Genomic DNA, 26,062 nt, shown 5'->3' with positions numbered 1-26,062 from the left:
CCTCAATGTGCTTGCGCTGAACAAGGTGCAGGGGGGCGGACGTTATTTCAAATATTGAACGCGGCGCATTCATAGCCGAATGCGATCAATACCGTTACCGAGCTCTTACATCCGCCCTGTCCGAAAATTAGGCGTCGCACGATGTTCTTGCGGCCTGGATATGTTTGAATGCGCACAGCCAAAGCTCGTAGCGTTCGGTCTCGCCCTCGAGGCGGGCATAAAGGGCGCACCAGGCGGCGATAGAGGCAGAGCCGCTTCCAAAGATGCGCGCGAGCATGCTGGCGGCCACAAGGGAGCTGGTTTCAAGTTGCTTGACGTCTGCGATCGAGCCCCAAAGCTGGGCTGGTGGCAGAACGGATTTGTCTGACATGGCGAGTGCTCCGTGAAGAGCCCGGCGCGCGGGTGGCCGGACGTTTTCAAGGCAGGCAGCTGGCCTGCATCGTCCGGAAGCACCATTCTGTGTCAGTCGATGCGGGGGGAATTTTAGCATTGGCACCGCGCTACGCAACGCCAAAAGTCCTCAGGAGGCCCCCTAAATAAGAGGGGGCAGGCCGCTTACTGCGCCTCGATCGCGGCCTGTGCGAGCAGGGCGAGACGTTCCTCACACACGGTCTTTACCAAGCCATGCAAGGTCTCGGTGCGATCGATCAGCCAGGTCAGAGCTTCTTCGCTGATCTCGTAGTGACGCGAATAGCGCGCTTTGACATAGGCTTCATTGAGCACGTTGAACCAGGCGTTGAAGCGCTGCTGCTCGCGCGGCCATGCGTCGATGAGCCGGCGATCGCGATCTTCACTCAACATGCGCAGGAATTTGAGATTATGCGAAGGCGGGCTGTAGTTGGTGAGGACCAACAGAACGGTACTGTAAGCTCGTTCCACCGCTTGGTGAAGATCGAAAGCGGCCTCGTTCAGCTGTCCATCAGCCAATGAAAACCTCGCGAGCTTCAAGCGGTGCTCCGACGAACCGAAGCGATCATCATAGTGCCTCTTTGCAACAACAAGCGCCTGTGCCGCGTCCAGCACAGCGGGCTCAGCCAGTTCCCTGTCATCTAACTCGTACAGAACGATCCCTTCCTTCCGTATATCGGTGAAGAAGTACTGCGCATTGCGCAGCGCATTGTTCACCTCACGGCCTGAATGCACGATCAGGCCCACGGGCGCCCCGATCGAGGGTTCTCGGTTTAACCGATCCGTGGCCCGATCCCAATACTCAAACCCGGCAAAGCGGCTCTCGTTAACGATCACCAGAACGTCAAAGTCGGAACGATATCCCTTCATGGTGTGGGGTTCATCAACCCAGGTGCCACGGGCGTATGAACCAAACAAAATTATCTTGAGAATACGGCCACGGCGCTTGTTTTCCGACTTGGCCTCTTTCAGCGCATCCTCAAATTCCTCATGGAGTGTCTCGACGATGCGGGCGACGTTTCTCTGCTTGCTTTCTGGGAGGTGATCGAGACTCATCTTCATTTCAGCGCGTCTCCTCTGGCTCTGAAACATCGTTATAACGGCACTATGCCTAACCCCGATTCCGCTGACAACATTGATTACGTTTGATTTATCGATTTCGTACTTACATAATCGCACTTGTATGTGGACCAGAGGCCCGGAGCTGGCACTATCGTGGAAATACGCCAACTCACCTTGTTCGTAGCGCTCGCCGAAGAGCTGCATTTTGGCCGAACGGCTGCCCGCTTCAATATCGCTCAGCCCGCGTTGAGCGTGCATATCCAAAATCTCGAACGCGACCTGGGTGTTCAATTGCTGGTTCGATCGACCCGCCGCGTGCAATTGACCAAGGCTGGCTCGGTGTTTCACGAGCGCTGTCGCCGCATACTAAGCGACCTGGAAAATACTCGACAAGTCGCTCAGGCCATCGCCGGGAAAGATCTGAAAAAGCTTACGATCGGCACGATCTACCCGGCAACATTTGGCGTGCTGCCGGAATTTCTTGCCAAGATCGGTCGCCGCTTTCCCGACGTCAAAATCCACGTTCGCACCGGAACAAGCGAGTTTATCATCCGAGAAATTGAAGCCGGCAATATCAATGTCGGCTTCATTAGGCCGCCAGAGAATCTGGGGGCGTTGCGATGCCTCGGCCTTGCGCACGAGCGATACGTTCTCGCAATGCCCTTTGACTCATTCCTCTCACGGCTGCCCAAGCTCGGTATTGACGATCTAAGGCCTCAAAAGATCATCGCCTTTTCCAGATCGAACCTGTCTTACACCGAAGACTATTTCTACCGGATGTTTAGAGAGCACGACCTCCTTGATAGCATCGCCTATACCTGTGATGACACACTGTCTCTTTTCTCGCTGGTGTCGTCAGGGCTGGGCGTCGGTTTTGTCCCCGAGTGGATGAAGGAACTGCCGAACCAAAACGTCGCCTTCCGCACCGTGGACGGGGTCGATTTCAACGTTGGACTGTCGATCGCCTGGAGCAAGGATGACCCCACTGCCAATCGAGACGAGATAGTCGAGATGGCGCGTTCGCTGAGATAGAGGTTGTCATGCGTCGTCAACACATTGGCGTCTTTAGGCGTAAAAGGACGCCTCGATGGCGGGTTTGGGCCGAGGCTGTCTGAGAACTCGGGGCACCATCGCTCGGGTTGTTTTTCTATGGCGTGCGTCGTGTCCGTTCAAGCCGTTATTCCCTTGAAGGTCGAGGCAACGCCAGCGATAGTGATGGCGCGCTTCATGTTGTAGGCCAGCATCGCCAGGCTGGCTTCCGTGGCGACGTTCTTCAGCCCTCGCGTTCGGAAGTGGGGGGCGCCCATTCATCCTTTTATGGCGCCGAAGAGGTGCTCGACGGTACAGCGGCGAACCGCCATCGCTTCGGGCACCGACATGATCACGGCCTAAGACACCGGCTCGGTGGAGTAATCCGACTGTCCTGATGTTCATTCCAGCTTTGCCCCCGGGTCGACGAGGCACGATCTCGTTGGCCAGTATTTTTTCGCTGTTCAGACTCCGGTCCGAAACGCTACATATCGCTGTCGTCGACGTCTTTGCTGCTAACAGAATTATAACGAGCCATTCAAGCTTCGTTCAGGCAGACCCGGGCAACCTCCATTAATCGAATTGAACCGAACAGATGGAGCGACCAAAATGCATAAGATCCTGCTGACTGCCGCTATTCTCGCCGTCCCGTTCTTTGCCGTTACCCCCAGCTTTGCCATGAAAGGCATCGACGCCGCCCGCTCGTGCGAGGCCCAGAAGCCGAAATGCCGTGTCACTTTCGATGATGGTGGCGGCGCCACGATCTTCATCGGAGACACCATTATCGATTGCCCCACCCCACAGGGCGAATGCTCGGTGGTGCGTGTCGTGCATGGCCGGGGTGATTTCGGACCGGCTGATACCAGCAGTGGCGGCCTGATCGGCGGGCGTGGCAATCCGCCCCACGGCGGCAATGGTGGCAACAAGCCTGGAAACGACAGTGTCGGCTCGAACTCCGGCACTGCCACCACCGATGTCGGCGGCAGCGGACTCATCCAGTAGTCCCCCTGTTCGAACAAGGGCCTGCTGCTTCGACCGGATCGGCGCTAACCTAACCGAACTGGTCATCCGTGAGAGTGCCGGTGGACGCACCGGATCACTGCATCCCAGTGGCTTATCGAACTGATGGAAGTGTTGAAAAGCCCCGACCTCGGGGCGGAGGTAGGGGCTAGGAGACTTTGCCAAGTCTTATCGTAGTATGCAGGCCTAGAAATATTGCCTCCCTGGGCACGACCGGGCTCGGCGATGTTCCTTACGCAGTTTACAAAATATGAAGCTAGCGCGAGAAAAAGAGGCGTTGGTGAAGGGGTAGCCATTGGGCGTGACGCCGCGCAATTCCATCGGCCGCCGGGCTCGCTCGGCGCTAGCCGCGCCCCTGGTTATCCATAAAAGTGGCATTGACCTTCCCTCGTCATGAAGATCAACACCTCCGCTGCGGGGCGCGGCAAGGTGCAAGCGGGCTTATGCTCGCAATCCACAAGTTCGGCGCATTCCTCGACTCCCCCCGAATCCATGCGACCCAAACCGACATGGCCCGGTTGCACCATAAACAAGAGCCGCGATGACCCCCGGCGGCCGTCTGCGATATGCGCGCCGGATGGCGGGCTACGGCAATGCATCCGATGCGGCCAGAGCCGTAGGCATCGGCGTATCGACTTACAGAGGTCACGAGAACGGCAAGAACGCCTTCACGCCGGCGCAGGCGCAGAAATACGCTGAAGCATTCAACACCGATGCCTCCTGGCTGCTCTATGGCGACGCCGAGCAACACGGCGAGCCGGCGATTTCATCGCGGCCGTCACCTGTCGTCGTCGGCGATTCTCGCCGCCTGATGCAGTCGCTGCACGACACAAGGCTGTTGAACGGCGAGGAGACGGTCGAGGTCTATGAGCAGGCGCTGTTGCTGCTGGAAATGCAGCAAGCAAAGGCTGATGAGAACCCGGCCTACGGCCAGTCGTCGCGACTGCGCGCGAGCTGATTGAGCATCATTTGAGGCAGCGGGGTAATCTAGGCACTCGGTTATGAGTACGTGCTCTATGTCGATGAAGCCGGGGATCTTGGCCTAAAAACCCGCGCGGACGGCGGCACCGGTTCATCGGAGTGGTTTGGTCTAGGCGGGGTTGTGATCGCAAGAAAATTCGAAACCGAACTGGTGGACTGGGTGCGAGCCCTACGCTTCGCGCTGCTTCGAGCGCGGCGATCTTGCCGGCGCCGTCGAAGGCGACGTTGAACACCGTCTCCGCCACAGGTGACGTTGGTCAGATCACGTTCAATTGGACCGCGCCGAACAGCGCCAACTACCTGGGCTCGCGGATCTACTGGAACACCAGCAACAGCATGACCGGGCTTCTCTGGGGCTACCGAGTATGGTGCGCCAAATGCGGCCGGCAATCGCGTCGTCACCGCATCAGCGCCGGCACGCGATACGGCTTCATCGTCGCCATCAATGGCTCGGGCGTTGCAGCTGCGGCTGTGCCAATAGGCGCAGTAACCGTCACCTAAAACGACCTCAGCATATCGATCACGCAATGGCCTGCCGCACCGGCGCGCCTTGGTGTTGCCATGACCGAAACCGCAAAAATCATCATATTACAAAGTTGCTTTCCTCGAGGGTAGTTGAGAAAAGCACGTTGGTTGAATGGCGCGGCAATTCTGGTCGGTTGTGCAGGTCGCCTCGCCCTGGAAAAGGTCGAGGCTACCCAATTGGGGCGGGACAGCCTCTATCCACCATTGAGGGTTGGCGGCCGGACAGCGCTAAGAGTGGTTGCGCTCACCTTTGTTTCATCAAGGTTCATTGGATATATGCGTTCCAAATGCCAAGCCTCGGGGCCTAGAAATTGAATACATAATCCCACCGGGCCATGAGCCAGATTATCGCCAGCGCCAAGGCAACCGCATCCGCGACGACCTCGCCGAACGGGCGGTTCTTCGGCCCGAAGCGCTTGCCCATCATCGTGGCGATCGCTCGCCACTCTCGCTTTAACCAGCCCATCTCAGTGGATGACCTCGGCAGCCGCCAACCATAGAGCGACGCAGGCCGACAGCATCGTCAGCCAGACCAAGCCTTTGATCGTCAGCATCTTTCCGACCTCTCTCGCGCTGAGCGTAACCGAGCGGAGCCAATCCTTCAACATCACTGGAGAATTCAATGTCCGCTGCACAAACGTTCCGCGCCAAGCGCCTGGAATTGTCACAATGCGTCTGGGCGATTTCCCCTTCGCCTCCACTACCTCCCTCTTGAGAGTCAGCCGACGGGGACGGTTCTGGCGTCGAAGCACGCACTCGGCTGACCTTAGGCTGCAATCAGCGAATAGCCACGACACTCCAGCTCCGCCTCTATTCTAGACCGGTTTGTTCGCAGCAGCCGATCATCAGTGAGAGCTGTCGCAAGATCGCGCCAATGAAATCGACTAATCTCTGTGGGAACGATGTTCGCCTCGCCAAAGGGCAGAACCAGTAACCAAGCTCGCGGCCCGGCGTCGTCAGATATCAAAACATTGACCTGCATTTCCGCCTCCTCTTTGGGGAGTTCATAGCTTGGAACTGTGACCTCCTTGAGGCCCGCAAGTGCGGCTACTCAATTAGCGCCAGCGCCGCCTGCGCGCTCTCCTGCCGCTCGGCCTCGGCATACTTGCCTTCCAGATGCCGCATCATGTTGAAGCGGGCCTCCCGCTTTGCATAGGCGGAGTCTGAATATTGGCCCTGTTCATGGTGTGCTAGGTCTCTATCGCCTTTTTGAGGAAATCCGCCTCGTCCTCGTAGACCAATATGAGCCGTCCAGCCACGTCATCACCTCGCTGATTGAGCGAGGATAATGCACCAACATTATTGGAGTTTGCCCATGCTCTCGAAGCCCGAGGCATTTTTTTCGCACGTCCGTGCATCCGTCTTTGGCGGCGAGATCAGCCAGCCGCAGGTCAACGGCATCAACGCCATTCTCGACGCATGGGACCGGTACGGCGACGGCAACCTGCAGCAGCTGACCTACGCGCTGGCAACGCCCAATGTCGAGCCCGGCGGCCGCTACCAGCCGATCTATGAGACTGGCGCGAAGTCCTATTTCGCGAAGTACGAGCCCGGCACCAAGCTCGGCAACACCATTGCCGGCGACGGCTACAAGTTCCGCGGCGCCGGCGCGGTGCAGCAGACAGGCAGGGGCAACGCGATCCGCACCGGCGCCTAGCTTGGCCTTAACCTTGACCTTGATCCGGTCAGCCATCCGGAACTGATGATGGATATCACCACCTGGGCGCGCATCCTGGTCGTGGGCACCATGGAAAGCTGGTTGACCGGCAAGGGGCTGGACGACCTCATCGACGACGCGGAATTGCTGAGTGCTCCCTAGCGTTAAACTGTGACGCCATCAAACTGAGGTGTCCTAGCACCAAAAATAGGAACAGCAACGCCGACCATTAACCAAAAGATTGGTGCCGATAAAAAGTTGGCACTTAGGCTGAAGACCAGCAGCGCCAGCAGCAGAGGGTATTCCGTGTGCCGCGCCACTAATAGAGCGGTTCGTCGTGCGGGCTTGTGCAGCGCAATCAGGATTGCGAGGAGGGCCATTAAGCCGAGCAGGTATTCCTTCAGCAGAATGATTTGGGCGAAGGCACCGAGGGCGGGCTCATTGGCTGTGGACGCGATACCCAAAAGCGTCGTTTTGCTTATCGACCCATCCTCGTAGAGGCCGAAATTTAGGCTTTCATCGAGCAAGTAAGAGGTAATGGACCCGTTCGAAATGCCCAAATCGGAACCCAGGCCGGCCAGCCGAACGGCGATACTTTGCCATAGCAACGGCCAACTCAGAAAATAAGTCTGCACCAGACCCGGGAAAGCAAGGGCATAGATCAGCAGGGCCAGGCCGGCGAGCGCTCCCATTCGAAGAAACCGCGACCGACCTTCGCCACCCCCAAAGATCGCCCGAAAGACCAATATTGAGACCAGGCCTACGAAGACAACTTTTGAGAGAGTCAGTACTGCGGCACAGCAAAGCCCAAATTCGATCCAGTAATTTCTTGGCGTGCCGGTAGCGTTATACAGCGCGATGGCAAGGAGCACGACCATGGAGGCGAACTGGTTGGAATACAAAAAGCCAGCCGGTCGACCCTGCAGTGGCGATGCATTCAGTTGGTCCGCGGGCACAAGGAAGGTCCACGAAGGTATTTTCGTTGTCCAATTCGTTTCGGTAATTTTGCCCTGAGTCGTTAGTGCCTGCGTCCACTCACCGATGCCGACAACTTGCAGGAGCATCAACAGAGCGGAGGCCAAGACGGTCCAAATAATCACGGACCTGGTGATCTCAGGCGGTGCAAGTCGACGCATCGCCGCCCCAGCGGCAAACATCAGAGCCAAGAGCAGAAATTCATAAGCGGTGCGGGCAGGGTCACCGAAAGCATATGCTGCTGCGGTGACGCACAAAAAGGCCAACGCAGGACGGATGCGGACGCAGCAGATCAGCGCGCATGAGGCAAGGATGCTCAGAAAATGACACACCCTACCTGCGAATATGGCCTCTGGCGCTGGCTGATTGGTGAGTACGCTCGCGCAGATTATTAGAACAACAAGTGAGCCGCTCAGGTGTGGGATTGCTTGCACAAGCCGAGCACGCACCGTCGACGACGGTACGATGTCTAAATCTACCGCTCTTGGGGAAGATCCCAAAAGCAGGGAATTCTCGTGCGCCGTCTGGTTTTCCATACGTAAATTCATGACGGCGGGGCGGCGGTGATCGGCTCAAATATGGCGCGCTTGCACAGGTCACTATCGAACCCGCTCTTAACTGAAGGGCGGCGACTTTGGGCGGAAAAGAACATGACCCTATTATAAATGCCGTCGTTCACGCCGACCAACCCTCTTACTAAGTTCTCGACGTTCGGCCAATTCCCACTCTTCTCCGGCTCGGTCGTTCCACTAATGCATGAATACCAACGCTTGGGACCAAATGGACTTTCGCCAATTGTTTCTTGCGGGCGAGAGACTTTTGCGGTTGAGATTGTGCCGCCATTCAACGCCACAACGCGCGCCGCCTCTTGTTGATAGTTTTCTGGAAATGGGATGGTTTCACCGGAGAACTGCACCCGGTTAATATTGTACCCGGAGCAAGCTGCCAGAACGCTAACCAACGACAAAGCCAATAAATACTTCAGCATCATTCTCCCCGGGTCCCGCTTGGCAGCTAGAGCAGATGGCCGAGCCACTAGCAACTAGGGTTTTGAATCGCGCCGGACCGTCGATCCATCAAGCCAAATGCCGCCCTGCGCACAATGCAAGCCGCGCGGCGACTTGCGGTATTCCCATCTGTCTAAATTCAAGCTTTCAAACTCACCAGCGCATAGCCGTTAACGACGTTCTGGGCATCAATGATGGGGCTGACGGAAGAGAGCAGTCTGTCGTCTAGTGTTGTCACGGCAAGGTTCCGCCAGCTCAAATGCTTCAGTTGGTCTGGTATTGCGGCAGTCGGACCATATGGCGTCACGAGCAGATGATACTGCTGAGTTTCATCAGTTCTTACGAAGACGTTGACCTGCAAATTATCGAACTCCCGGCCCAATTAACACTGAGGCCACGTACCGAGGAACGGCGCAACCCTCATTCCCCAGCCTGGCGATTTCGCTAATCCATAAGCTCCCGCGCCGCCTGCGCGATCTGCCTGCGCTCTGCCTCGGTGTATTTGCCGTGCAGATGCCGGATCAAATTGAACCGGCTCCCCCGCTTGGCATAGGCCGCGTCTGACAGGTTGCCCCTGTTGATCGTATTCCAGAGCTCTATCCCCTCTTTGAGGAAATCGGCCTCGTCCTAGTAGACCAATATGCGCCGTCCAGCCACGTCATCACATGCTGATTGACGAGGATAGCCGAAAACCGTCCGCTTCTCGAACATCTGCCTGCCAAACGCACCATGTTAGCGACCCTCCGGTGCAACGAAAGCCGACCGAGCGGGCAGCGCAGCGGCCGCATTGAGGAGTGTGACTGTATGTTCTAGGAGCCTCATCGGGCCCCAGCGGTATGGCTCAAGGCTCCGTGGATGATCGACACCGCCCGTCTCGACAACAGAGAACGCTGACTGGAACAGCAGTTCTCCGGCGTTGCGGAGGTCGGCAACCGCGTTCAACGCTGGCGGAGGAAGTATGGCAGCTTGATATGCGGCTATGAGTAGGTCTGCGGCTGCAATGAAGTGGTCGAGGCAGTCAGCCTCAAGGGAAGTCGTCACGGGTTTTCTCCGCTCACCGATATTGGTGACGGCGTCTATTGATGCGGCGGTTTCGGCTAGGGCAACAAGTATAACGTCAACATATGGACAGAATGCGATAATATCCTGTCATTACATGGTGACAGCGAGCTTCATTCGCTCAACATTTACCGAACTTCTTCGCTGATTTATTCGTCATCATGTCGTGACGGTCGAACATATTGTCGCAGATTGGTCTGCGTCTCACTCAGACCTATGATTGACAAGGGTTTGACTATACGCGCATCTCATTTGGGGGCGTGGGGGATCGGCGTGAGTTTGTTGCGGCTGTTGCGGATGCTGGTTCGGCTGGTTTCCGGGAAGAGACCGACCTCCTATCGACGCCGAGCAAATGCGCCGGCTTTCAAGCCCTATCGGACAAGCCCGTCACAGAGGGCGTTCACCCGCACGACGACGATTGTCAGGGCGGACAATCCCGTGTCGCCCGCCGTGCTGCAAGGTCGGTGCTGGGTAATCGACGGCGACACCATCATCGTCGACAACGTTCGGCTGCGCCTTGCGGGCATTGACGCGCCGGAGCTTGATCACCCATGGGGCAACCAGTCCAAGTGGGCGCTGGTGCAGCTCTGCAAGGGCCAGACTGTCACGGCGAGGCTCCAGCCGGAAATGTCCTATGACCGGGTGGTGGCGGAGTGCTTCCTTCCTAATGGGCGAGACCTCGCTGCCGAACTTGTGCGCTGCGGTTTGGCTCTGGATTGGCCGAAGTTCTCGGGTGGCAAGTATCGGCATCTCGAACCTGCTGATGCTCGACGCAAGCTGTGGAGGGCCGACGCCCGACAACGGGGAAGGATCATTCCGCAGAGCGGGACCTAATCCGGAAGGTTGACCCCACCCCCCACAGGCTCTGGCCTATCGGGCGTTCGCTAAGGACTCAGAGGAGCGCCCGAATGACGACGACGACACCGGCAACGGTGGCGACGTGGCTATCAACCTCATACGCCCAATGTTATCGGGCTGACCTTTGTGTTCCAGGCAATTCATCAGTGCCACCTGGCGGCATGGAGCGGGGCTCCGACACGGCCGTTAGGTGAATGATGGTTTCGTTTACCGCTGCTGCAGCGACATGATCGCCATGGATCGATGGCTGAGAGGTCTTGCTTGCTGGCATCTTGCCTTACCTGTATGAGTGGGGTTCACAATGTGCTGCTCGTCCGACTGCCAAGTCAGAGCCGAAAGCAGTGGTCGTCGCCAGTGTGGCGCTTCCAATGATGTCATTCTGCGTAATCTGCAGGACGACGCCGCCGCAATTGCTCAGTGCGCTATAATCCGAAACCATGTGGTTCAAATACCCCGCAGCCGTGTCGCTGCCGCGCAGAACTCGACCGCGTAGGGTGAGAACATGCTGACATCCTGGAATGAACGAAGACTGACGAGGATTTTGTCTTATTTGATTTGGCCGTGGGCTTGGCCTCCGCCAGCGATCAGAAAGACTATGAGCAGCGGGGCGTAGGCAATAGCGACCAGGCCCCACGATATTGATGGATTTATGCCCGCCAGCGATGCGATTGGCGCGGACCAAACCAAACTAATTGCGCCGTACATAAGCGTTATTTTTCTGTGCCCAAATCGCCTAGCCAGCTGTTGATAGGCATGAGTGTTGTGGGCTTTCCATGGCTTTTCCCCTCGGAAGACGCGACGTAATAGAGTTACGGTGGCGTCAGCCATGAAAACAGAAATCAAAATTAGAATAATTGGGTATGAAGTATCAGAATTTCCGCTTTCAAATAGCGCCAAAACAAATATCGCAAACGCGAGGAAGTTCGATCCTACATCCCCCATGAATATGCGCGCAGGTGGCCAATTTCGGGTCAGAAACCCCGCGGTAGCGGCCATTATTATCCCGGATGCCAACTGGGGAGATTGGTCGCTTGGTAATATGAGGCTAGCCCCAGCCAATATTAGGATTGCTTGAGTGCCCGCTATGCCATCAATCCCGTCCATAAAATTGAATAGATTGATCCACCAAAGTCCGGCCAGAACCGATATGGCGGTCAACGGCAGGCCTACTATCTGCAGTGAGCCGAGCGCAATTGCTGGAAGAGGCCCTGCCAATGAGACGGTAGCGCCGATAAGAATAGCTTGAAGAGGAAATCGCAGTGCCGGCGAGAGATTAAACCGGTCGTCTATCAATCCCAGTGCGGCAAAGGCCGCTCCTATCGCTGCGGCGCCTGCGTATTTGGGGTTGCCTTGAACGGCGATGAAAATAAATCCCAAAATGCCTACGATTGCTATCGAGGCCCCTCCGCCAGTTGGGGTGGGTTGGATATGGGCAGACCGGGAGTTTGGACTTTGAACCAAACCCAGTCGAGCAGACTTACGTTCAATTATTGCCGTTGTAGCCCATGCTAGCGCAAAGGCGAGGCAGACGAGAATAGCAGCGGACAACGGTTCACCTCTGTTTGAGTCGGATTCTCTACGAAAAACCAACCCGGACGTAAACCTGCAGGCGCGGTCGCCATAGCTTGATAGCACTTGGGTCGTCACCTATAGAGAACGCAACTAACGCGCTTCGCCCGAATCCAGAAGGAATCCATCATGCTGGCTGATAGTGTAATACTCATAACGGGTGGAACGGGTTCCTTCGGCAAGAAGTTCGTGCCAATGACGCTGAAGCGGTACAATCCCAAGCGCATCATCATCTATTCGCGCGATGAGATGAAGCAATGGGAGATGGCGCAAGGCTTCGGGCATGACAAGCGCGTGACCTTCATGATCGGGGATGTTCGAGACAAAGAGCGATTGTCGCGCGCGCTTGATGGCGTCGATTATGTCGTTCACGCTGCCGCCACGAAGATCGTGCCGACCGCAGAATACAACCCCATGGAATGCATCAAGACCAATATCGTGGGTGCGATGAACTTGGTCGATACCTGCATCGACAGCGGCGTTAAGGGCGTAGTTGCTCTTTCTACCGACAAAGCGAGCAATCCTATCAATCTATATGGCGCGACGAAGCTGGCATCCGACAAGCTGTTCATTGCCGCTAACTCTTACGCGGGAGAGCACGCGACGGTGTTCTCTGTTGTGCGCTACGGCAATGTGATGGGGTCGCGCGGATCGGTCATCCCCTTCTTCCAGGCACTGGCCGCAAAGGGCGAGTTGCCGATTACTGATGAACGCATGACCCGCTTCATGATCACCCTTGAGCAGGGTGTCGAACTGGTGTGGCACGCCTTTGAGGACATGAAGGGCGGTGAAATCTATGTGAAGAGAATTCCGTCCATCGGCATTCTGGATATCGCGAGGGCAGTCGCACCGGAGGCAAGTCACAAGATTGTCGGCATCCGGCCAGGCGAAAAAATTCATGAGCAGATGATAGGCATAGAAGACGCCCCACACACCTATGAGTATGACCAGCACTTCAAGATCCTTCCTGCAATCCACGACTGGTCTACGGCAGAAAACCGTATCGGGTCGGGCCGGCGTGTCGCCAGCGACTTCACATATTCCTCTGAGAGCAATACTGACTGGATGTCGGTTGATCAGTTGCGAGGCTGGATTGAGGCCAATGCTGCTGCAATTGGCCGGATATAGTCACATATGCCCAAGCTGCTGCTGACTGGTGGAAGCGGGCTACTGGCACTGAACTGGACGCGACTGATGGCGGAGTCCTGGTCGGTGCACCGGTTGGAGCATCGCCGTCGGCTGCAGGTTTCGGGCTCACAATCGTATTCCGGTTCTGTCGAAACTTCCAAAGGCATGTCGACACTGCTTGATCTCGTACGGCCGGATCTGGTGGTGAATTGCGCCGGAATGACCAATGTCGAAGAATGCGAGGCCAATCCTGAAGGCGCTCAGCGCGCAAATGGTGATATGCCAGGTGCACTCGCCATGGCGTGCCATCGGCGGGGCATAGGTTTCGTTCACATTTCGACCGACCATGTGTTTGATGACCGGCAGACGCTATTCAGCGAAACGGATGTCCCAGCGCCACTCAATGTCTACGGTTCGAGCAAGGCCGCTGGCGAACGCGCGGTGCTTGATGCCTCGCCGGAAGCACTAGTGGTGCGTACTAATTTTTTCGGCTGGGGTACCAGTTACCGCCGCTCGTTCACCGACTCGATCTTGAGCGCACTGCGCGCTGGCGAACGGCCCCTCTTATTCGATGATGTGCACTTTACGCCCATCCTTATGGATCGGCTGGTTGTTCTGGTGCATCAACTCGTCGAACAACGCGCCCAGGGGCTCTATCATGCAGTTGGCGACGAGCGCCTGACGAAGTACGAATTTGGCGTGCTGGCAGCGCGCGTTTTTGGCCTTGATGAAACGTTGTTACAGCGTGGCCGGTTTTCTGACAGACCGGATCTCGTAGCACGCCCTCGTGAGATGGGCTTGAACAATTCCAAGCTATGCAAACTTATTGGCGCGCCAGTTGGCGACGCTAAAACACAATTAGAACACCTTGCGGCGCTTGAAGCCGAAGCCCCTGTGAAAGAAATACAGCAATTATGATTCCTTACGGTCGCCACCACATCGACGAGAGCGACATTGCGGCGGTCAGTGACCTGCTGCGTGGGGGCATGCTAACGCAGGGTCCGATGGTGGAGGCTTTTGAGCAGGCGATCTGCGACTATACTGGGGCCCGCTTTGCGGTTGCGGTTTCGAGCGCGACTGCGGGCCTGCATTTAGCCGCGGTCGCGGCCGGGGTCGGCCCTGGCACATCCCTGGTCACCTCCCCAATTACTTTTGTGGCAAGCTCGAATGCGGCGCTTTATGCCAATGGAAGGCCACTCTTCGCCGATATCGATCCTGCAACCATCAACCTCTCGCCGCAGCGACTCGAGGAGATTCTTGCGCTACACCCGGAGACGCGCGCGGTGGTGCCGGTTCATTTTGGCGGCCTGCCCTGCGATATGCCGGCGATAAAGGCAGTGGCCGATAAGGCCGGCGCGCACGTTATCGAGGACGGTGCTCATGCGCTTGGCGGTCGTTATCTCGATGGCAGTCGCATCGGCAACAACAGCAATGCCGACATGACGGTGTTTTCCTTTCATCCCGTCAAGGCCATAGCGGCTGGCGAGGGCGGCATCGTCACGACCAATGATGAGGCGCTGTACAGGCGGCTCATCCGTTTGCGCAGCCATGGCATCAACAAGCTGGACGACCCGTTCGAATTGCCGGAACAGGCGTTCACCGACGGCGCACAAAACCCTTGGTATCATGAGATGCAGGAGCTCGGTTACCACTATCGTATTACTGATATCCAGTGCGCCCTGGCCCTGTCGCAGCTCAAGAAGCTCGACAGTTTCATCGCTCGGCGGCGCCAGTTGGCGATCGACTACGACGCGGATTTTGCTGGTTTCGAGAATTTACGACCGGCGCAACCACCAGAAGGGCGGGATCTAAGCGGGCACCATCTTTATGTTGTCCGCATCGATTTCGACAAGATCGGCAAGACACGCGGTGCCGTGATGCTCGAACTCCGTGAACGTGGTATTGGCTCGCAGGTCCATTATATCCCGGTCCCGGCGCAGCCGGTCTACAGGCGGCTTCAAATGCGGCCCGAAGACTACCCAAATGCCATGGAATACTACCATCAGGCGTTGACAATCCCGCTTTTCTACGACCTCAGCGACGAGCAGCGTCAGTCTGTAGTCGGGGCCTTGCGGGACGTGGTGGGATGAAGCTGGCTTTGGGTACCGTGCAGTTCGGACTGCCTTACGGCATCGCCAACACGAGCGGACAAGTGCTGCCCCAGGAAATTGCGGCAATACTAGCCACGGCGCGCTCCAACTCCATCGACACCCTCGATACTGCCATCGCCTATGGCGATAGCGAGGCGCGATTAGGCGCTGCAGGCGTAGAAGGCTTCAAGCTTGTTTCCAAGCTTCCCAAGCTGGACAACGGTGTCCAGTCCATTGAGCCCATGGTCCGCGCGTCACTTGACCGCCTAGGCGTTGATGCGCTCGAAGGGCTGCTGCTGCATCGTTCTGAGGACCTCTCGGGTCCGGAAGGTGTTGCCGTTTTTGCCATAATGGCGGGCCTTAGAGATCGTGGCTTGGTACGCAGGATTGGAGTGTCGATCTATGATCCGGCCGAACTGCAAGCGATCGTGCCTCGTTTTGCGATCGACCTCGTGCAGGCCCCCTTCAATGCTTTCGACCAGCGATTGGTCCGCAGCGGATGGCTCGAGCGACTGCAGCATGCCGGTGTCGCGGTGCATACCCGGTCGGCCTTTCTGCAAGGCCTGCTGCTAATGAGGCCGGATATCCGCCCGGCCGCTTTTGGGCGATGGTCCGAACAGTGGACGGCCTGGGATAACTGGCTTGCAAAGGCAGGCGCGACCGCCATCGCGGCGGCATTGCAAGTCCCTCTTTCGCAGCCTGGTATCGATCGCGTTCTGGTTGGTGTGGACAGCGAGCTACAACTGCGGGACATTCTGCACGCCGCAGTCGAGATCGGACCGACTCCTCCCGCAAGCCTCGCTACTGACGACCTAGATCTCATCAACCCTGCACGCTGGAACTCAAAGTGACCCCGACCCCAACAACAAGCATCGAAATCGTCGCCGAACTTGCCCAAGGGTTTGAGGGAAATCCCGGGCTGGCGCGCTTGCTTATAAATGCCGCCGCTGCGAGCGGCGCGGACGCGGCCAAATTTCAGTTAGTCTACGCCGATGAATTGGCGACACCCGACTACAAGTATTACGACCTGTTCAAAACCCTGGAAATGGACGATGCGATCTGGTCAGGTCTGGCGGCCGACGCGGTGAAGGCCGGGATCAAACTTTATCTTGACGTTTTTGGGCAACGGAGTCTCGACCTAGCGGCCCGCCTTGGTGTCACAACGGTCAAATTGCATGGCACAGATATCGCCAATGCCGGCTTTCTCGCGCAGGTCGCGGCCAGTTCTGTGCCGCGGGTGATGCTGGGTGCGGGTGGCGCCCATCTCACAGAAGTCGAAACCGCTCTCGACCTGTTGAGAGATAAGCAGGTGATCGTGCTATTGGGTTTCCAGAGCTATCCGACACCGCATGAAGATAACCAGATCGCTCGGGTTCGCGCCTTGACCGAACGCTGGAAGGGTAGCCGCGGCTCGGTGACCTTGGGCTTTGCCGATCATGCGCCGCCCGAAGAGGGCACGCGTTTCGCTCTGGCCGGAACGGCCATCGGCGCCGGTGCGACGTTGATTGAGAAGCATCTGACGCTTGGTCGCAACATGAAGCTTGAGGATCACGAGTCGGCGCTGAATCCAGACGAGTTTGAAGAGTTCAGCCATATCGTGCGCAACTGCGCCTCGGCCCTTGGCCTGACTGTCACTTCCGACGATTTCGGGATGTCGGAAGCCGAGAAGGGATATCGGAAGATGATCCGTCGCCATGTGGTCGCGACCCGGGACTTGGCCGTCGGCACAATCTTGCTGCCTGAGCACCTAATGCTGAAGCGGGCAGGCGCGACTGACGTGATCACCGATCTGGACCTCGCCTATGGCAAGCGCCTGGTTCGAGCAGTGACAAAAAATGCGCCGGTGCTGTCCGCAGACCTTGGGAACACGCAATGAGTCGTCGGCTCGTAGCGGCTCTCGCCTGCCGCAACCAAGGGGCGCGCCTCTATGGTAAGCCGGTGCAGAATTTAGACGTCGAAAGCGGCACGAGGATCATCGACAATATTATTGCCAATCTTCAGGCGACCACATGCATCGATGAGGTGGTCCTGGGCATTTCGGAAGGTGTAGAGAACGACGTGTTTCGCCGCATCGCCCATGAAAAGGGCTTGCGTTACGTTGTCGGTGACGAAACTGATGTGCTGGGCCGGCTGGTGGCCTGCGGGAGGCTTGCCGGAGCGACGGACATCTTCCGTGTCACAAGTGAATCTCCCTTCCTCTATTTCGAGCCGGTTCAGGCCGCTTGGCGGCGTTACCTGGATGAGCAGGCCGATGCCCTATTCCTTGATGATGTGATCGATGGCTGCGGCTTTGAGATCATCGCGCAGGGAGCGCTCGAGACCTCTCATCGCAATGGTGAGCGTAAGCATAGGTCTGAACTCTGCACGCTCTACCTGCGAGAGCACCACAGCGAATTCAACATCATCCGCCTCGAGGCCCCGCTTGAACTTAGTCGCCGCGACCTTCGGCTGACCGTGGACAACCCCGAGGACCTAGCTCTGTGCCGGACGATCTATGCGGCCTTCAAGCAGCAGGCGCCACGCATACGCGTGCACGACATTCTGACCTTTCTGGACGCGAATCCTAGCTTGATCGCCTTGACGGCGCCGTTTGCTGAGCAGGGCTACAAGACGATGTATGTGTGGGGCGAGCAATGAGCGACAGTGGCCAGAAACTGTGGGACCGTGCGAAGCGCGTCATCCCGGGCGGCAACATGCTGCTCTCCAAGCGAGCAGAAATGTTTCTGCCAGACCAATGGCCGGCCTACTACTCCAGAGCCAAGGGGGCCACGATCTGGGACCTCGATGGCAATGCCTATATCGACATGTCGCTGTTCGGCGTGGGGACTAATACGTTGGGCTATGGTGACCCTGAGGTTGACCGCGCTGTGGCCGAGGTAGTTGCCAATGGCAATATGTCGACACTTAATGCGCCCGAAGAGGTCTATTTGGCCGAGCGCCTGGTAGAGATCCATCCTTGGGCCGACATGGCCCGGTTCTGCCGCTCGGGCGGCGAGGCGAATGCTGTCGCCATCCGTATTGCCCGCGCCGCCAGCGGCCGGGACAAGGTGGCCTTCTGCGGCTATCATGGTTGGCATGACTGGTATCTTGCCGCCAACCTTGGCGATGGCAAGACCCTCGCAGGCCACCTGCTGCCGGGCCTCGAGCCTAAGGGTGTGCCGCAAGACCTTCAGGGGTCCATCCTGCCATTTTCGTATAATAATCTCGCCGAATTTGAGGCCGCGACAAGCAACCCTGGGGTTGGTGTGATTTTTATGGAGGTTTCGCGCAATTCGGGACCGGACGCCGGTTTCCTCGAGGCGGTGCGTGAGACCGCCACCCGCCGCGGAATCGTGCTGATCTTCGACGAATGCACCTCCGGCTTCCGGCAGACTTTTGGCGGGTTGCACAAGCTGTATGGGGTCGAACCGGACATGGCGACGTTCGGCAAGACGCTGGGCAATGGATATGCTGTTACCGCGGTCATCGGCCGCCGCGTCATCATGGAAGCAGCCCAGACCACTTTCATCTCGTCCTCGTTCTGGACCGAGCGCATCGGGTCGGTCGCTGCCCTCAAAACCCTCGAGGTGATGGAAGCCAAGAAATCCTGGGAGATCATCACCCGGACTGGCGAAACTATCCGACAGGGCTGGCAGTCATTAGCTGACGATGCCGGCCTCCAAATTGACCACTGGGGCCTTCCGGCGCTTTGCGGTTTCACCATCCGAAGCGAGAATGCGCTGGCCTACAAGACGCTCATCACGCAGGAGATGCTCGCGAAGGGCTATCTTGCTGGCAACAGCGTTTATGCCGCGACCGTGCATACGCCGGAGCTGGTGCAGACCTTCTTGGAGCAGCTTGCACCCGTCTTCGACCTCATCCAGCAATGCGAAGACGGCCGCCCGGTAACCGACCTGCTCAACGGGCCGGTCGCTCATGCCGGGTTCAAGCGGCTCAACTGAATGCAGATCGTCTTTCGCGCCGATGCATCGACCTCGATCGGATCGGGTCACCTGGTACGCTGCGCTACATTGGCTCACGCGCTCCAAAGGCGCGGCGCTAAGATTCTGTTCGCATGCCGCGAGGCAAATGGCGACATGACCGGTTGGCTCGAAGAGCAAGGATTGGCGGTTGCACGGCTCGCTTTCGGTACTAGAGATGATGCGGCCGAAACTCTATCGGCGCTGGGGCAGCGTGATTTCGATGCTGCCGACTGGGTAGTGGTCGATCACTATGGGCTCGATGGTCGCTGGGAACAGGCGATGTCCCGGCCCGGGCGTCGCGTCCTCGCCATTGACGATCTGGCAGATCGTTCGCACGACTGCGATTTATTTCTGGATCAGAATCTGGTGGCTGAGCACGATACCCGCTACGCTGGGTTGTTGCCTGATACTGCGGTACCCCTGCTGGGGCCACGATACGCGATGCTGCAGCCGGGCTATAGGCAAGTGCATTCTAGCGTTCGTGCAAGACATGGACGGCCACGAGGCGTGCTGGTCTATTTCGGCGCGGCGGACCTGCCCGGCCTTACCGGTCGGGTTGTCGCAGCACTGCTGCGGCAGAGGGACGATATCGTCATCGATATGGTCATCGGGGCCGTCAATCCGCGGCGACAACAGCTCTTGGCATTGGCCCGGATGCACCCGCAATTGATTGCACACTTCCAGATGCCATCGCTGGTCGAACTAATGAAGCGAGCCGACCTGGCGGTAGGCGCGGGTGGGGCGACAAGTTGGGAACGGCTTTGCCTAGGGCTTCCATCGCTGGTCGTGACCCTTGCGGCAAATCAGCAACCGATCGCGGCCGAGTTGCACCGGCGCAAGCTAGCGATCTGGCTTGGTGATGCGGATGAACTGGACGGCGGCAGACTGGACGACGTGCTTAGGCAGGCGTTGGAGAAGGATGCCGAGACGTGGTTCGATGCGGCACAGGCTGGCATCGTGGATGGTCGGGGCGTGGATCGGGTGGCGGCCGCGATGCTTGGCGAAAGCTCGAAGCAATTAGTCAGCCGACCGGTAAGTGCGTCCGACGAGTGGCTGCTACTCGAGTGGGCCAATGACCCGACCACCCGGGCCACAGCGTTTCAACCGCAAAGAATTACCGCTGACGGGCACCATCGCTGGCTGCAGCGGCGGCTGGCCGAGTCCAAAGAATTTCGTTTGTTCGTAGTTGAAACGCCGGCCGGCGTAGAGCTCGGTCAAGTGCGCTTCGAACGCGAAGGCGAGGACTGGTTCATCAGCTACTCGCTGGGGCGAGAATTCCGCGGTCAAGGGCTTGCCGCACCGATGCTGGCATCCGCGCTCGAAGCGCTGCACAGCACTGTCGGTCCGGCTATGGTTGCTGGACGGGTCCGGCCGGAAAACATAGCATCGCGACGAGTGTTCGACCGCCTGCAGTTTACGGCAGCCCATCTGGACGATAAAGCAATTGAGTTCCGCCGCCAGATCTAGGCGGCCCGCAGAAGTGACAAACATGAAAATTTCGGACTTCTACGTCGGCCCCGAGGCCCGCCCGTTCATCATTGCCGAAATGTCCGGCAACCACAACCAGTCGCTTGACCGAGCGCTTGCGATCGTGGATGCGGCGGCCAGAAGCGGCGCGCAGGCACTCAAGCTGCAGACCTACACTGCCGATACCATTACGCTCGACGTGCGGGGCGGGGCGTTCGAGATCGAAGATAAAAACAGCCTTTGGACGGGTAAGAACCTGCATGATCTTTACAAGCAAGCCTACACGCCCTGGGAATGGCACAAGCCGATCATGGATCGCGCTCGCTCACATGGCATGGCTTGTTTTTCCTCGCCCTTCGATGAGACCGCTGTAGACTTCCTCGATGACCTAGGCGTGCCCGCCTTCAAGATCGCCTCGTTTGAGAACAACCATCTGCCGCTCATTCGAAAGGCGGCGGCTACCGGTAAGCCGTTGATCATTTCAACCGGGATGGCGACGCTGGCCGAGTTGGACGAGGCGGTGCGCGCGGCCCGGGGCGCCGGTTGTAAAGATCTGGTGTTGCTCAAGTGTACCAGCACCTATCCGGCAACGCCCGCCAACACAAATGTGCTGACCATTCCGCACATGCGGTCGCTATTTGGCTGCGAGATTGGGCTCTCCGATCACACCATGGGAGTTGGCGTCTCCGTCGCGGCAGTGGCGCATGGGGCAACTGTGATCGAGAAGCACTTTACCCTTTCTCGTGCCGAGGGCGGCGTGGACAGCTCCTTTTCGCTGGAGCCGGACGAACTTACGTCGCTGGTGATCGAGACAGAGCGGGCCTGGCAGGGGCTCGGAGCTGTCAAATACGGACCAACCGAAGCCGAGCAGAAGTCGCTGATTTTCCGGAGGTCGATCTATATTGCCGAGGATGTAGCAGCGGGCGATATTTTCACCTCGACAAATCTACGGATCGTTCGGCCGGGCAATGGCCTCGCCCCGAGATTTTATGATCAGGTGCTTGGTCGAACTGCCAAAACGGCGATGCGAAAAGGTACACCACTCGACTGGGATTGCTTGGGATGATAACGGTTCCAGTGCTGGAAACCAACGGGTTTATCCTCCGCCCCTTGCAGGTTACCGACGTCACGCAGCGCTATCTTTCTTGGTTTAGCGGTGCTCGGGCACAGCACATTGTGGCCAGCGCAACCACACGTACGCTCGAGGACCTTCAGGCCTATGTTATCGACAAACTGGCGCGGCCGGAGGTCGTATTCTTCGGCATTTTTTCGCGCGACACTGGACTGCACATCGGCAACGTTAAATTCGAGCCGGTGGACCAGCAGGCTGGCTATGCGGTGTTTGGCATTTTTATTGGCGATGCTGATTTTCGTGGGCGTGGCGTCGCCGCAGAAGTGATTGCCGCTACTGCCGTCTGGTTGAAGCAACTGGGTATTGCACAGATCTTGCTTGGCGTGGATGCGGAGAATAAGGCTGCCGTTCGAGCCTATGAAAAAGCCGGTTTCGTTGTTGGCAAGACGCCGCACCTGGACGAGCAGGCGGGTGTGCATAGGATGATAATGCGACTTTGACCCGCAGGCCCGGTTGACTTGTCTCGGTGGCCAATTCGTGCAAGTTGGCCACAGTATCCTGTCCCTTCGGCTGCCAGACGGCTGATACCGACAGATCGTTCTCGGCGGCCAAGATCGAAGACACTAGGGCGAATCGCCCCTGTTCTTGTAACTGTGCCTTGAACACATGCTCGCCGACACCGTGTCGGTAAACGCTGTCTTAAAAGCTCGTGCCATCGGGCCGAAAGTCGAGAATGACCAAACATCGATCGATCGAAGTGGGCTATGGGGACGTCAAGCGGGTCCAGATCGGCCACGGACTTCCCCTGGTATTTTTGGGTGGCCCCTGCGCCATCGAAAGCCGTGACCACGCCTTCAAGATGGCCGAGGCCATTGGCGAAATCTGCCAGCGGCTTGATATCCCATGGATCTACAAGTCCTGCTACGACAAGGACTGCCGCTCCTCTCCTGACAGCTTTCACGGCTTGGGCATGGAGGAAGGCCTGCAGATTCTGGCCGACGTCCGGCGTGAGTTCGGTGTGCCCGTGGTGTCCGATTTCTCGGACCCCGCATGGGCTCCGGCGACGGGCGAAGTCTGTGACATGGTGCAGATCCCGGCTTACCTCTGCCGACAGACCTCGATCCTGCGCGCTGCGGCGCTGACCGGTCGGCCGGTGCATGTCAAGAAGGGGCAGTTCATGAGCCCCTGGAACATGAAGAATTCCGTTCGCAAGCTCGAATCGCATGGCTGCACGCAGGTGATGCTGGCCGATCGCGGCACCTTCCTGGGATACAACATGCTGGTCAACGACATGACCAGCTTCCCCATCATGGCGCAGAACGGCTATCCGGTATGCTACGACGCCACCCACTCGATCCAGATGCCGACCTCGATGGGCGACGTGTCGGGCGGGCAGCGCGAATACATTCCCTATCTAGTGCGGGCTGCGGTAGCCTGCGGTATCGATGCGCTGTTCATGGAAACCCATGACGACCCGGACAATGCGCTGTCCGACGCAAACACGGTTCTCGATATCAAATATCTGGAAAACGTGCTGACGCAGGCCAAGATGATGCATGCAATGCGCCTGGAAATTCTGGAAAAATTTGGAGAAGACAATGTCCACCCTCCAAAATGAGACGCTGCTCGTCGCCGATGTGATGCTGGGAATGGGCAAGTTCCCAGTGGTTGCACCATGCACTTTTCTGAAGCCCGCGCTGGAAGAAATGGGCAAGGCCCGCCTCGGGATCATCTGCATCAGCGGACCCGAGGGCGGCCTCGACGGCATCCTGACCGACGGCGATCTCAGGCGCCAACTGTTGCGCATGCAGAAGCCATTCTCGGCGTTCTTTGCCGACGACGTGATCGACCACGCCGTGCTGTCACCCACAACCGTTCTGGACACGGCGAGCCTGCGCAGCGCATTGGACATCATGGAGGCCAAGCAGGTCTGGGATCTGCCGGTGCTGAACGAGGCCGGGCGCCTCGTTGGCCTGCTACACCTGCATCGCGTGGTTCAGAAGCTGCTTGGCCAGAATGCCTGATCGGATCGCCTATGTGGTGCCGACCAAGGATCGCCACGACGACCTGCAGAAGCTACTGGTCAGCCTGACGGCCCAGACAGTGCAACCGACACAGATCGTCATAGTCGATGGGGGCGATACGCCGATCAAGGCATTGGTCGACGACTATCCTGGCCTGCCTATCACCTATGTGCGGGAATATCCGCCTTCGCTGGCGCGCCAGCGCAATGCCGGTATGGCGGCGCTTCAGGCCGACATCACCGTGGCGGGATATCTTGACGACGATCTTGAACTAGAGCCCGACGCCACCGCGCGGATGAGGGCATTCTGGGAAAAGGCGGGCGATGAGGTAGGAGGAGCAGCCTTTACCATCAAGAACCAGCCCCTGCGACATGGGCTGTTCGGCAAGGTCGCCGACCTCTTCTTGATTAATGGCGGCGAGCAGGGACGGGTGCTCGCATCCGGCTTTGCTACATCGATCACGCCGCAGTCGCAGGACATGCGGACCGACTGGCTCTATGGCGGCGCAACCTTGTGGCGGCGGAGCGTTATCCGGGCCTTCCAGTATGACGAGTGGTACATCGGCCACGGCTTCCTTGAGGATCTCGATTTCAGCTACCGGGTATCGCGGTCAACTCAGCTCTGGGTGGTCGCCGATGCCAAGGTCTGGCATTGGCCGCATCCAATCCGCATTGAGCGAAATGTGAGCTTGGGGCGGCAGCAAGTGGTCAACCGCGTCTACTTTGTGCGCAAGCTTGGTGGCTTTAAGCGCCTTCCCGTGATCTGGGCGCTATTCGGACAATGTGTGCGCAACGGGCTGGAATCGTTGAAGGGATGCAACCGCGCTGGCGCGCTGCGCCTGTGGGGCAATCTGCTGGGACTACGCGACCTCCTGGTCCATGGAACCCGTTCGGTCGAGGGAATCTGGAAGTGACTGGGACCGTTCAATCGGAGGGACGTCTCAAAATCGCGGTGGTGACCCAGCATTTCTGGCCGGAAAATTTCCAGATCAATCACTTGGTCCGGGCGCTGACGGAGCGTGGCCACAAAGTCACCGTGCTGACCGGGAAGCCCAACTATCCAGCGGGGGACTTTTTCGAGGGCTATAGCTATCTTGGGCATGACGTGGACTGCTACCAAAATGCCGACGTGCTTCGCGTCCCGGTCATTCCGCGCGGCAAAGGCGGTGGCCTGCGGCTAGCGCTGAACTACCTGTCATTCGTGGCCAATGCCCGCCTGTTCGGGATCCGGCGGTTGAATGGCCGGTTCGACGCCATTTTCTGCTATGCGCCGTCACCCTTCACGGTGGGGCTGACTGCCCTTTCGGTCAAACGTCATACCGGGGCGCCGATGCTCATCTGGGTACAGGACCTGTGGCCGGAAAGCGTGGCCGCTGCTGGGGGCGTGAAGGCCAACTGGGTACTCGGACTGCTCGACGCCATGGTGCTGCATATCTATCGCGGCGCCGATCGCGTACTCATTCAGTCCCCGGCCTTTCGCACGCATGTTGAGCGGGCGGGCATAGCGGCAGATCGGGTCGTCTACTTCCCGCAAAGCGTCGACCCGCTCTTCCAGCCCCTGTCGCCTGAGCAAAGCCCTGAGCAGGGCGCCCTAATGCCCCCTGGTTTCCGGGTGATGTTTGCCGGCAACGTGGGACAGGCGCAGGATTTCGAAACGGTCCTTGCCGCGGCAGAGCGCCTCCGGGATTATCCAGAGATCAAATGGGTTGTCATCGGCTATGGACGTCGCCACGCCTTTTTGGCGGAAGAGGTCAAGAAACGTGGGCTCGGCGATCGGTTCGCGCTGCTGGGGCAGCATCCGGAGTCTAGCATGCCCCTGTTTTTCGCGCATGCTGATGCACTGCTCGTTACGCTGCGTAAGGACCCGATCTTCGCCAAAACCATTCCGACGAAGATTCAGTCATACTTGGCTTCTGGCAAGCCGATCATCGCTGGCATGGATGGGGAAGGTGCGCGTATCGTTCTTGAGTCGGGCGCCGGCTTTGCTGCGCCGGCTAGTGATCCCGACAAGCTTGCCGAGGCCGTTCTGACGCTATATGGGCTTTCCGAAGAAAAACGGGGCCAGATGGGACGGAACGCCAAAGCCTACTCGGTCAATCATTTCGATCGCGACCGTCTGGTCGACCAACTTGTTGGCGAGATGGCGGCGCTGGGCGCTGCCAGATAAGCG

The 26,062-nt window shown here is 58.1% G+C and carries 29 protein-coding genes; 21 read left to right on the top strand and 8 right to left on the bottom strand.

What is annotated here, in order from left to right; all coding sequences use genetic code 11:
- Nucleotides 1-127: 127 nt before the first annotated feature.
- Nucleotides 128-370, bottom strand: coding sequence for a Y4oE-related protein (locus ABIB57_RS23745; protein ID WP_354043733.1), 243 nt, complete (start codon nucleotides 368-370; stop codon nucleotides 128-130).
- Nucleotides 371-555: 185 nt separating this feature from the next.
- A complete protein-coding gene (locus tag ABIB57_RS23740) occupies nucleotides 556-1,470 on the bottom strand; it encodes a nucleotidyltransferase and HEPN domain-containing protein (RefSeq protein WP_354043732.1) in 915 nt (304 codons plus the stop codon).
- 153 nt (nucleotides 1,471-1,623) lie between these two features.
- Between ABIB57_RS23740 and ABIB57_RS23735 the strand changes: the two genes are divergently transcribed.
- Complete coding sequence (locus tag ABIB57_RS23735) at nucleotides 1,624-2,502, top strand: LysR family transcriptional regulator (protein ID WP_354043731.1); 879 nt, start codon at nucleotides 1,624-1,626, stop codon at nucleotides 2,500-2,502.
- A gap of 137 nt (nucleotides 2,503-2,639) precedes the next feature.
- Here the strand turns inward: ABIB57_RS23735 and ABIB57_RS23730 are convergent, their stop codons facing one another.
- Nucleotides 2,640-2,777, bottom strand: a complete 138-nt coding sequence (locus ABIB57_RS23730; protein ID WP_502914468.1) for a hypothetical protein — start codon at nucleotides 2,775-2,777, stop codon at nucleotides 2,640-2,642.
- Between the two features lie 331 nt (nucleotides 2,778-3,108).
- On the opposite strand from ABIB57_RS23730, the gene ABIB57_RS23725 reads away from it, so the two are divergent.
- The 4 genes from ABIB57_RS23725 to ABIB57_RS23715 all read left to right on the top strand — a co-directional run bounded on the left by ABIB57_RS23725 (nucleotide 3,109) and on the right by ABIB57_RS23715 (nucleotide 5,001).
- Entirely contained in the window at nucleotides 3,109-3,501 is a 393-nt protein-coding gene (locus ABIB57_RS23725; protein ID WP_354043729.1) for a hypothetical protein, read from the top strand.
- 559 nt (nucleotides 3,502-4,060) lie between these two features.
- Nucleotides 4,061-4,477, top strand: coding sequence for a helix-turn-helix domain-containing protein (locus tag ABIB57_RS23720; protein ID WP_354043728.1), 417 nt, complete (start codon nucleotides 4,061-4,063; stop codon nucleotides 4,475-4,477).
- A 51-nt stretch (nucleotides 4,478-4,528) separates the two neighbouring features.
- Complete coding sequence (locus ABIB57_RS26880) at nucleotides 4,529-4,729, top strand: DUF3800 domain-containing protein (RefSeq protein WP_502914467.1); 201 nt, start codon at nucleotides 4,529-4,531, stop codon at nucleotides 4,727-4,729.
- The gene (locus ABIB57_RS23715; RefSeq protein ID WP_354043727.1) at nucleotides 4,726-5,001 is read left to right on the top strand and encodes a hypothetical protein; all 276 of its coding nucleotides are present in this window, start codon (nucleotides 4,726-4,728) and stop codon (nucleotides 4,999-5,001) included. The genes ABIB57_RS26880 and ABIB57_RS23715 overlap by 4 nt, the downstream gene beginning before the upstream one ends.
- 328 nt (nucleotides 5,002-5,329) lie before the next feature.
- Here ABIB57_RS23715 and ABIB57_RS23710 read toward each other — a convergent pair whose 3' ends face one another.
- Nucleotides 5,330-5,452 carry a hypothetical protein gene (locus ABIB57_RS23710; protein ID WP_354043726.1) on the bottom strand — a complete coding sequence of 41 codons (123 nt, stop codon included), beginning with the start codon at nucleotides 5,450-5,452 and terminating at the stop codon, nucleotides 5,330-5,332.
- Between the two features lie 888 nt (nucleotides 5,453-6,340).
- On the opposite strand from ABIB57_RS23710, the gene ABIB57_RS23705 reads away from it, so the two are divergent.
- Complete coding sequence (locus ABIB57_RS23705; protein ID WP_354043725.1) at nucleotides 6,341-6,682, top strand: hypothetical protein; 342 nt, start codon at nucleotides 6,341-6,343, stop codon at nucleotides 6,680-6,682.
- A 164-nt stretch (nucleotides 6,683-6,846) separates the two neighbouring features.
- Here the strand turns inward: ABIB57_RS23705 and ABIB57_RS23700 are convergent, their stop codons facing one another.
- The 3 genes from ABIB57_RS23700 to ABIB57_RS23690 all read right to left on the bottom strand — a co-directional run bounded on the left by ABIB57_RS23700 (nucleotide 6,847) and on the right by ABIB57_RS23690 (nucleotide 9,025).
- A complete protein-coding gene (locus ABIB57_RS23700) occupies nucleotides 6,847-8,193 on the bottom strand; it encodes a hypothetical protein (protein ID WP_354043723.1) in 1,347 nt (448 codons plus the stop codon).
- A gap of 8 nt (nucleotides 8,194-8,201) precedes the next feature.
- Entirely contained in the window at nucleotides 8,202-8,648 is a 447-nt protein-coding gene (locus tag ABIB57_RS23695) for a hypothetical protein (protein WP_354043722.1), read from the bottom strand.
- A gap of 155 nt (nucleotides 8,649-8,803) precedes the next feature.
- Nucleotides 8,804-9,025: a hypothetical protein gene (locus ABIB57_RS23690; protein ID WP_354043721.1), complete on the bottom strand. Its 222-nt coding sequence runs from the start codon at nucleotides 9,023-9,025 to the stop codon at nucleotides 8,804-8,806.
- A 971-nt stretch (nucleotides 9,026-9,996) separates the two neighbouring features.
- Here ABIB57_RS23690 and ABIB57_RS23685 point away from each other — a divergent pair.
- Nucleotides 9,997-10,557 carry a thermonuclease family protein gene (locus tag ABIB57_RS23685; protein WP_354043720.1) on the top strand — a complete coding sequence of 187 codons (561 nt, stop codon included), beginning with the start codon at nucleotides 9,997-9,999 and terminating at the stop codon, nucleotides 10,555-10,557.
- 570 nt (nucleotides 10,558-11,127) lie between these two features.
- Here ABIB57_RS23685 and ABIB57_RS23680 read toward each other — a convergent pair.
- The gene (locus tag ABIB57_RS23680) at nucleotides 11,128-12,129 is read right to left on the bottom strand and encodes an MraY family glycosyltransferase (RefSeq protein ID WP_354043719.1); all 1,002 of its coding nucleotides are present in this window, start codon (nucleotides 12,127-12,129) and stop codon (nucleotides 11,128-11,130) included.
- Nucleotides 12,130-12,279: 150 nt separating this feature from the next.
- Here ABIB57_RS23680 and pseB point away from each other — a divergent pair, with 150 nt between their 5' ends.
- From pseB to ABIB57_RS23610, 14 genes are all read left to right on the top strand, one after another.
- The gene (gene pseB, locus ABIB57_RS23675; protein ID WP_354043718.1) at nucleotides 12,280-13,278 is read left to right on the top strand and encodes a UDP-N-acetylglucosamine 4,6-dehydratase (inverting); all 999 of its coding nucleotides are present in this window, start codon (nucleotides 12,280-12,282) and stop codon (nucleotides 13,276-13,278) included.
- 6 nt (nucleotides 13,279-13,284) lie between these two features.
- On the top strand, nucleotides 13,285-14,196 hold the full coding sequence (locus ABIB57_RS23670; protein WP_354043717.1) for an SDR family oxidoreductase: 912 nt from the start codon (nucleotides 13,285-13,287) through the stop codon (nucleotides 14,194-14,196).
- On the top strand, nucleotides 14,193-15,368 hold the full coding sequence (gene pseC, locus ABIB57_RS23665) for a UDP-4-amino-4,6-dideoxy-N-acetyl-beta-L-altrosamine transaminase (protein ID WP_354043716.1): 1,176 nt from the start codon (nucleotides 14,193-14,195) through the stop codon (nucleotides 15,366-15,368). The genes ABIB57_RS23670 and pseC overlap by 4 nt, the downstream gene beginning before the upstream one ends.
- The gene (locus ABIB57_RS23660) at nucleotides 15,365-16,219 is read left to right on the top strand and encodes an aldo/keto reductase (RefSeq protein WP_354043715.1); all 855 of its coding nucleotides are present in this window, start codon (nucleotides 15,365-15,367) and stop codon (nucleotides 16,217-16,219) included. The genes pseC and ABIB57_RS23660 overlap by 4 nt, the downstream gene beginning before the upstream one ends.
- Entirely contained in the window at nucleotides 16,216-17,244 is a 1,029-nt protein-coding gene (locus ABIB57_RS23655; RefSeq protein WP_354043714.1) for an N-acetylneuraminate synthase family protein, read from the top strand. Before ABIB57_RS23660 ends, ABIB57_RS23655 begins: the two co-directional genes overlap by 4 nt.
- Nucleotides 17,241-18,005, top strand: coding sequence for a hypothetical protein (locus tag ABIB57_RS23650; RefSeq protein WP_354043713.1), 765 nt, complete (start codon nucleotides 17,241-17,243; stop codon nucleotides 18,003-18,005). Before ABIB57_RS23655 ends, ABIB57_RS23650 begins: the two co-directional genes overlap by 4 nt.
- Nucleotides 18,006-18,061: 56 nt before the next feature.
- A complete protein-coding gene (locus ABIB57_RS23645) occupies nucleotides 18,062-19,309 on the top strand; it encodes an aminotransferase class III-fold pyridoxal phosphate-dependent enzyme (RefSeq protein ID WP_354043712.1) in 1,248 nt (415 codons plus the stop codon).
- A complete protein-coding gene (pseG, locus tag ABIB57_RS23640) occupies nucleotides 19,310-20,797 on the top strand; it encodes a UDP-2,4-diacetamido-2,4,6-trideoxy-beta-L-altropyranose hydrolase (protein ID WP_354043711.1) in 1,488 nt (495 codons plus the stop codon). It begins immediately after the preceding gene.
- Nucleotides 20,798-20,819: 22 nt separating this feature from the next.
- Entirely contained in the window at nucleotides 20,820-21,863 is a 1,044-nt protein-coding gene (gene pseI / locus ABIB57_RS23635; protein ID WP_354043710.1) for a pseudaminic acid synthase, read from the top strand.
- Complete coding sequence (locus tag ABIB57_RS23630) at nucleotides 21,860-22,369, top strand: GNAT family N-acetyltransferase (RefSeq protein WP_354043709.1); 510 nt, start codon at nucleotides 21,860-21,862, stop codon at nucleotides 22,367-22,369. The genes pseI and ABIB57_RS23630 overlap by 4 nt, the downstream gene beginning before the upstream one ends.
- Before the next feature lie 233 nt (nucleotides 22,370-22,602).
- Nucleotides 22,603-23,487 carry a 3-deoxy-8-phosphooctulonate synthase gene (gene kdsA, locus ABIB57_RS23625; protein WP_354043708.1) on the top strand — a complete coding sequence of 295 codons (885 nt, stop codon included), beginning with the start codon at nucleotides 22,603-22,605 and terminating at the stop codon, nucleotides 23,485-23,487.
- Entirely contained in the window at nucleotides 23,468-23,893 is a 426-nt protein-coding gene (locus ABIB57_RS23620; RefSeq protein ID WP_354043707.1) for a CBS domain-containing protein, read from the top strand. The genes kdsA and ABIB57_RS23620 overlap by 20 nt, the downstream gene beginning before the upstream one ends.
- 13 nt (nucleotides 23,894-23,906) lie before the next feature.
- The gene (locus ABIB57_RS23615) at nucleotides 23,907-24,806 is read left to right on the top strand and encodes a glycosyltransferase family 2 protein (RefSeq protein WP_354043706.1); all 900 of its coding nucleotides are present in this window, start codon (nucleotides 23,907-23,909) and stop codon (nucleotides 24,804-24,806) included.
- Nucleotides 24,807-24,889: 83 nt separating this feature from the next.
- Nucleotides 24,890-26,059: a glycosyltransferase family 4 protein gene (locus tag ABIB57_RS23610; RefSeq protein WP_354043705.1), complete on the top strand. Its 1,170-nt coding sequence runs from the start codon at nucleotides 24,890-24,892 to the stop codon at nucleotides 26,057-26,059.
- Nucleotides 26,060-26,062 lie beyond the last annotated feature (3 nt).

The sequence above is a fragment of the Devosia sp. UYZn731 genome, assembly GCF_040546795.1.
Taxonomy (GTDB): Bacteria; Pseudomonadota; Alphaproteobacteria; order Rhizobiales; family Devosiaceae; genus Devosia.
The sequence above is the reverse complement of the archived record's forward strand: the minus strand, read 5'-3'. Positions and strand labels throughout refer to the sequence as shown.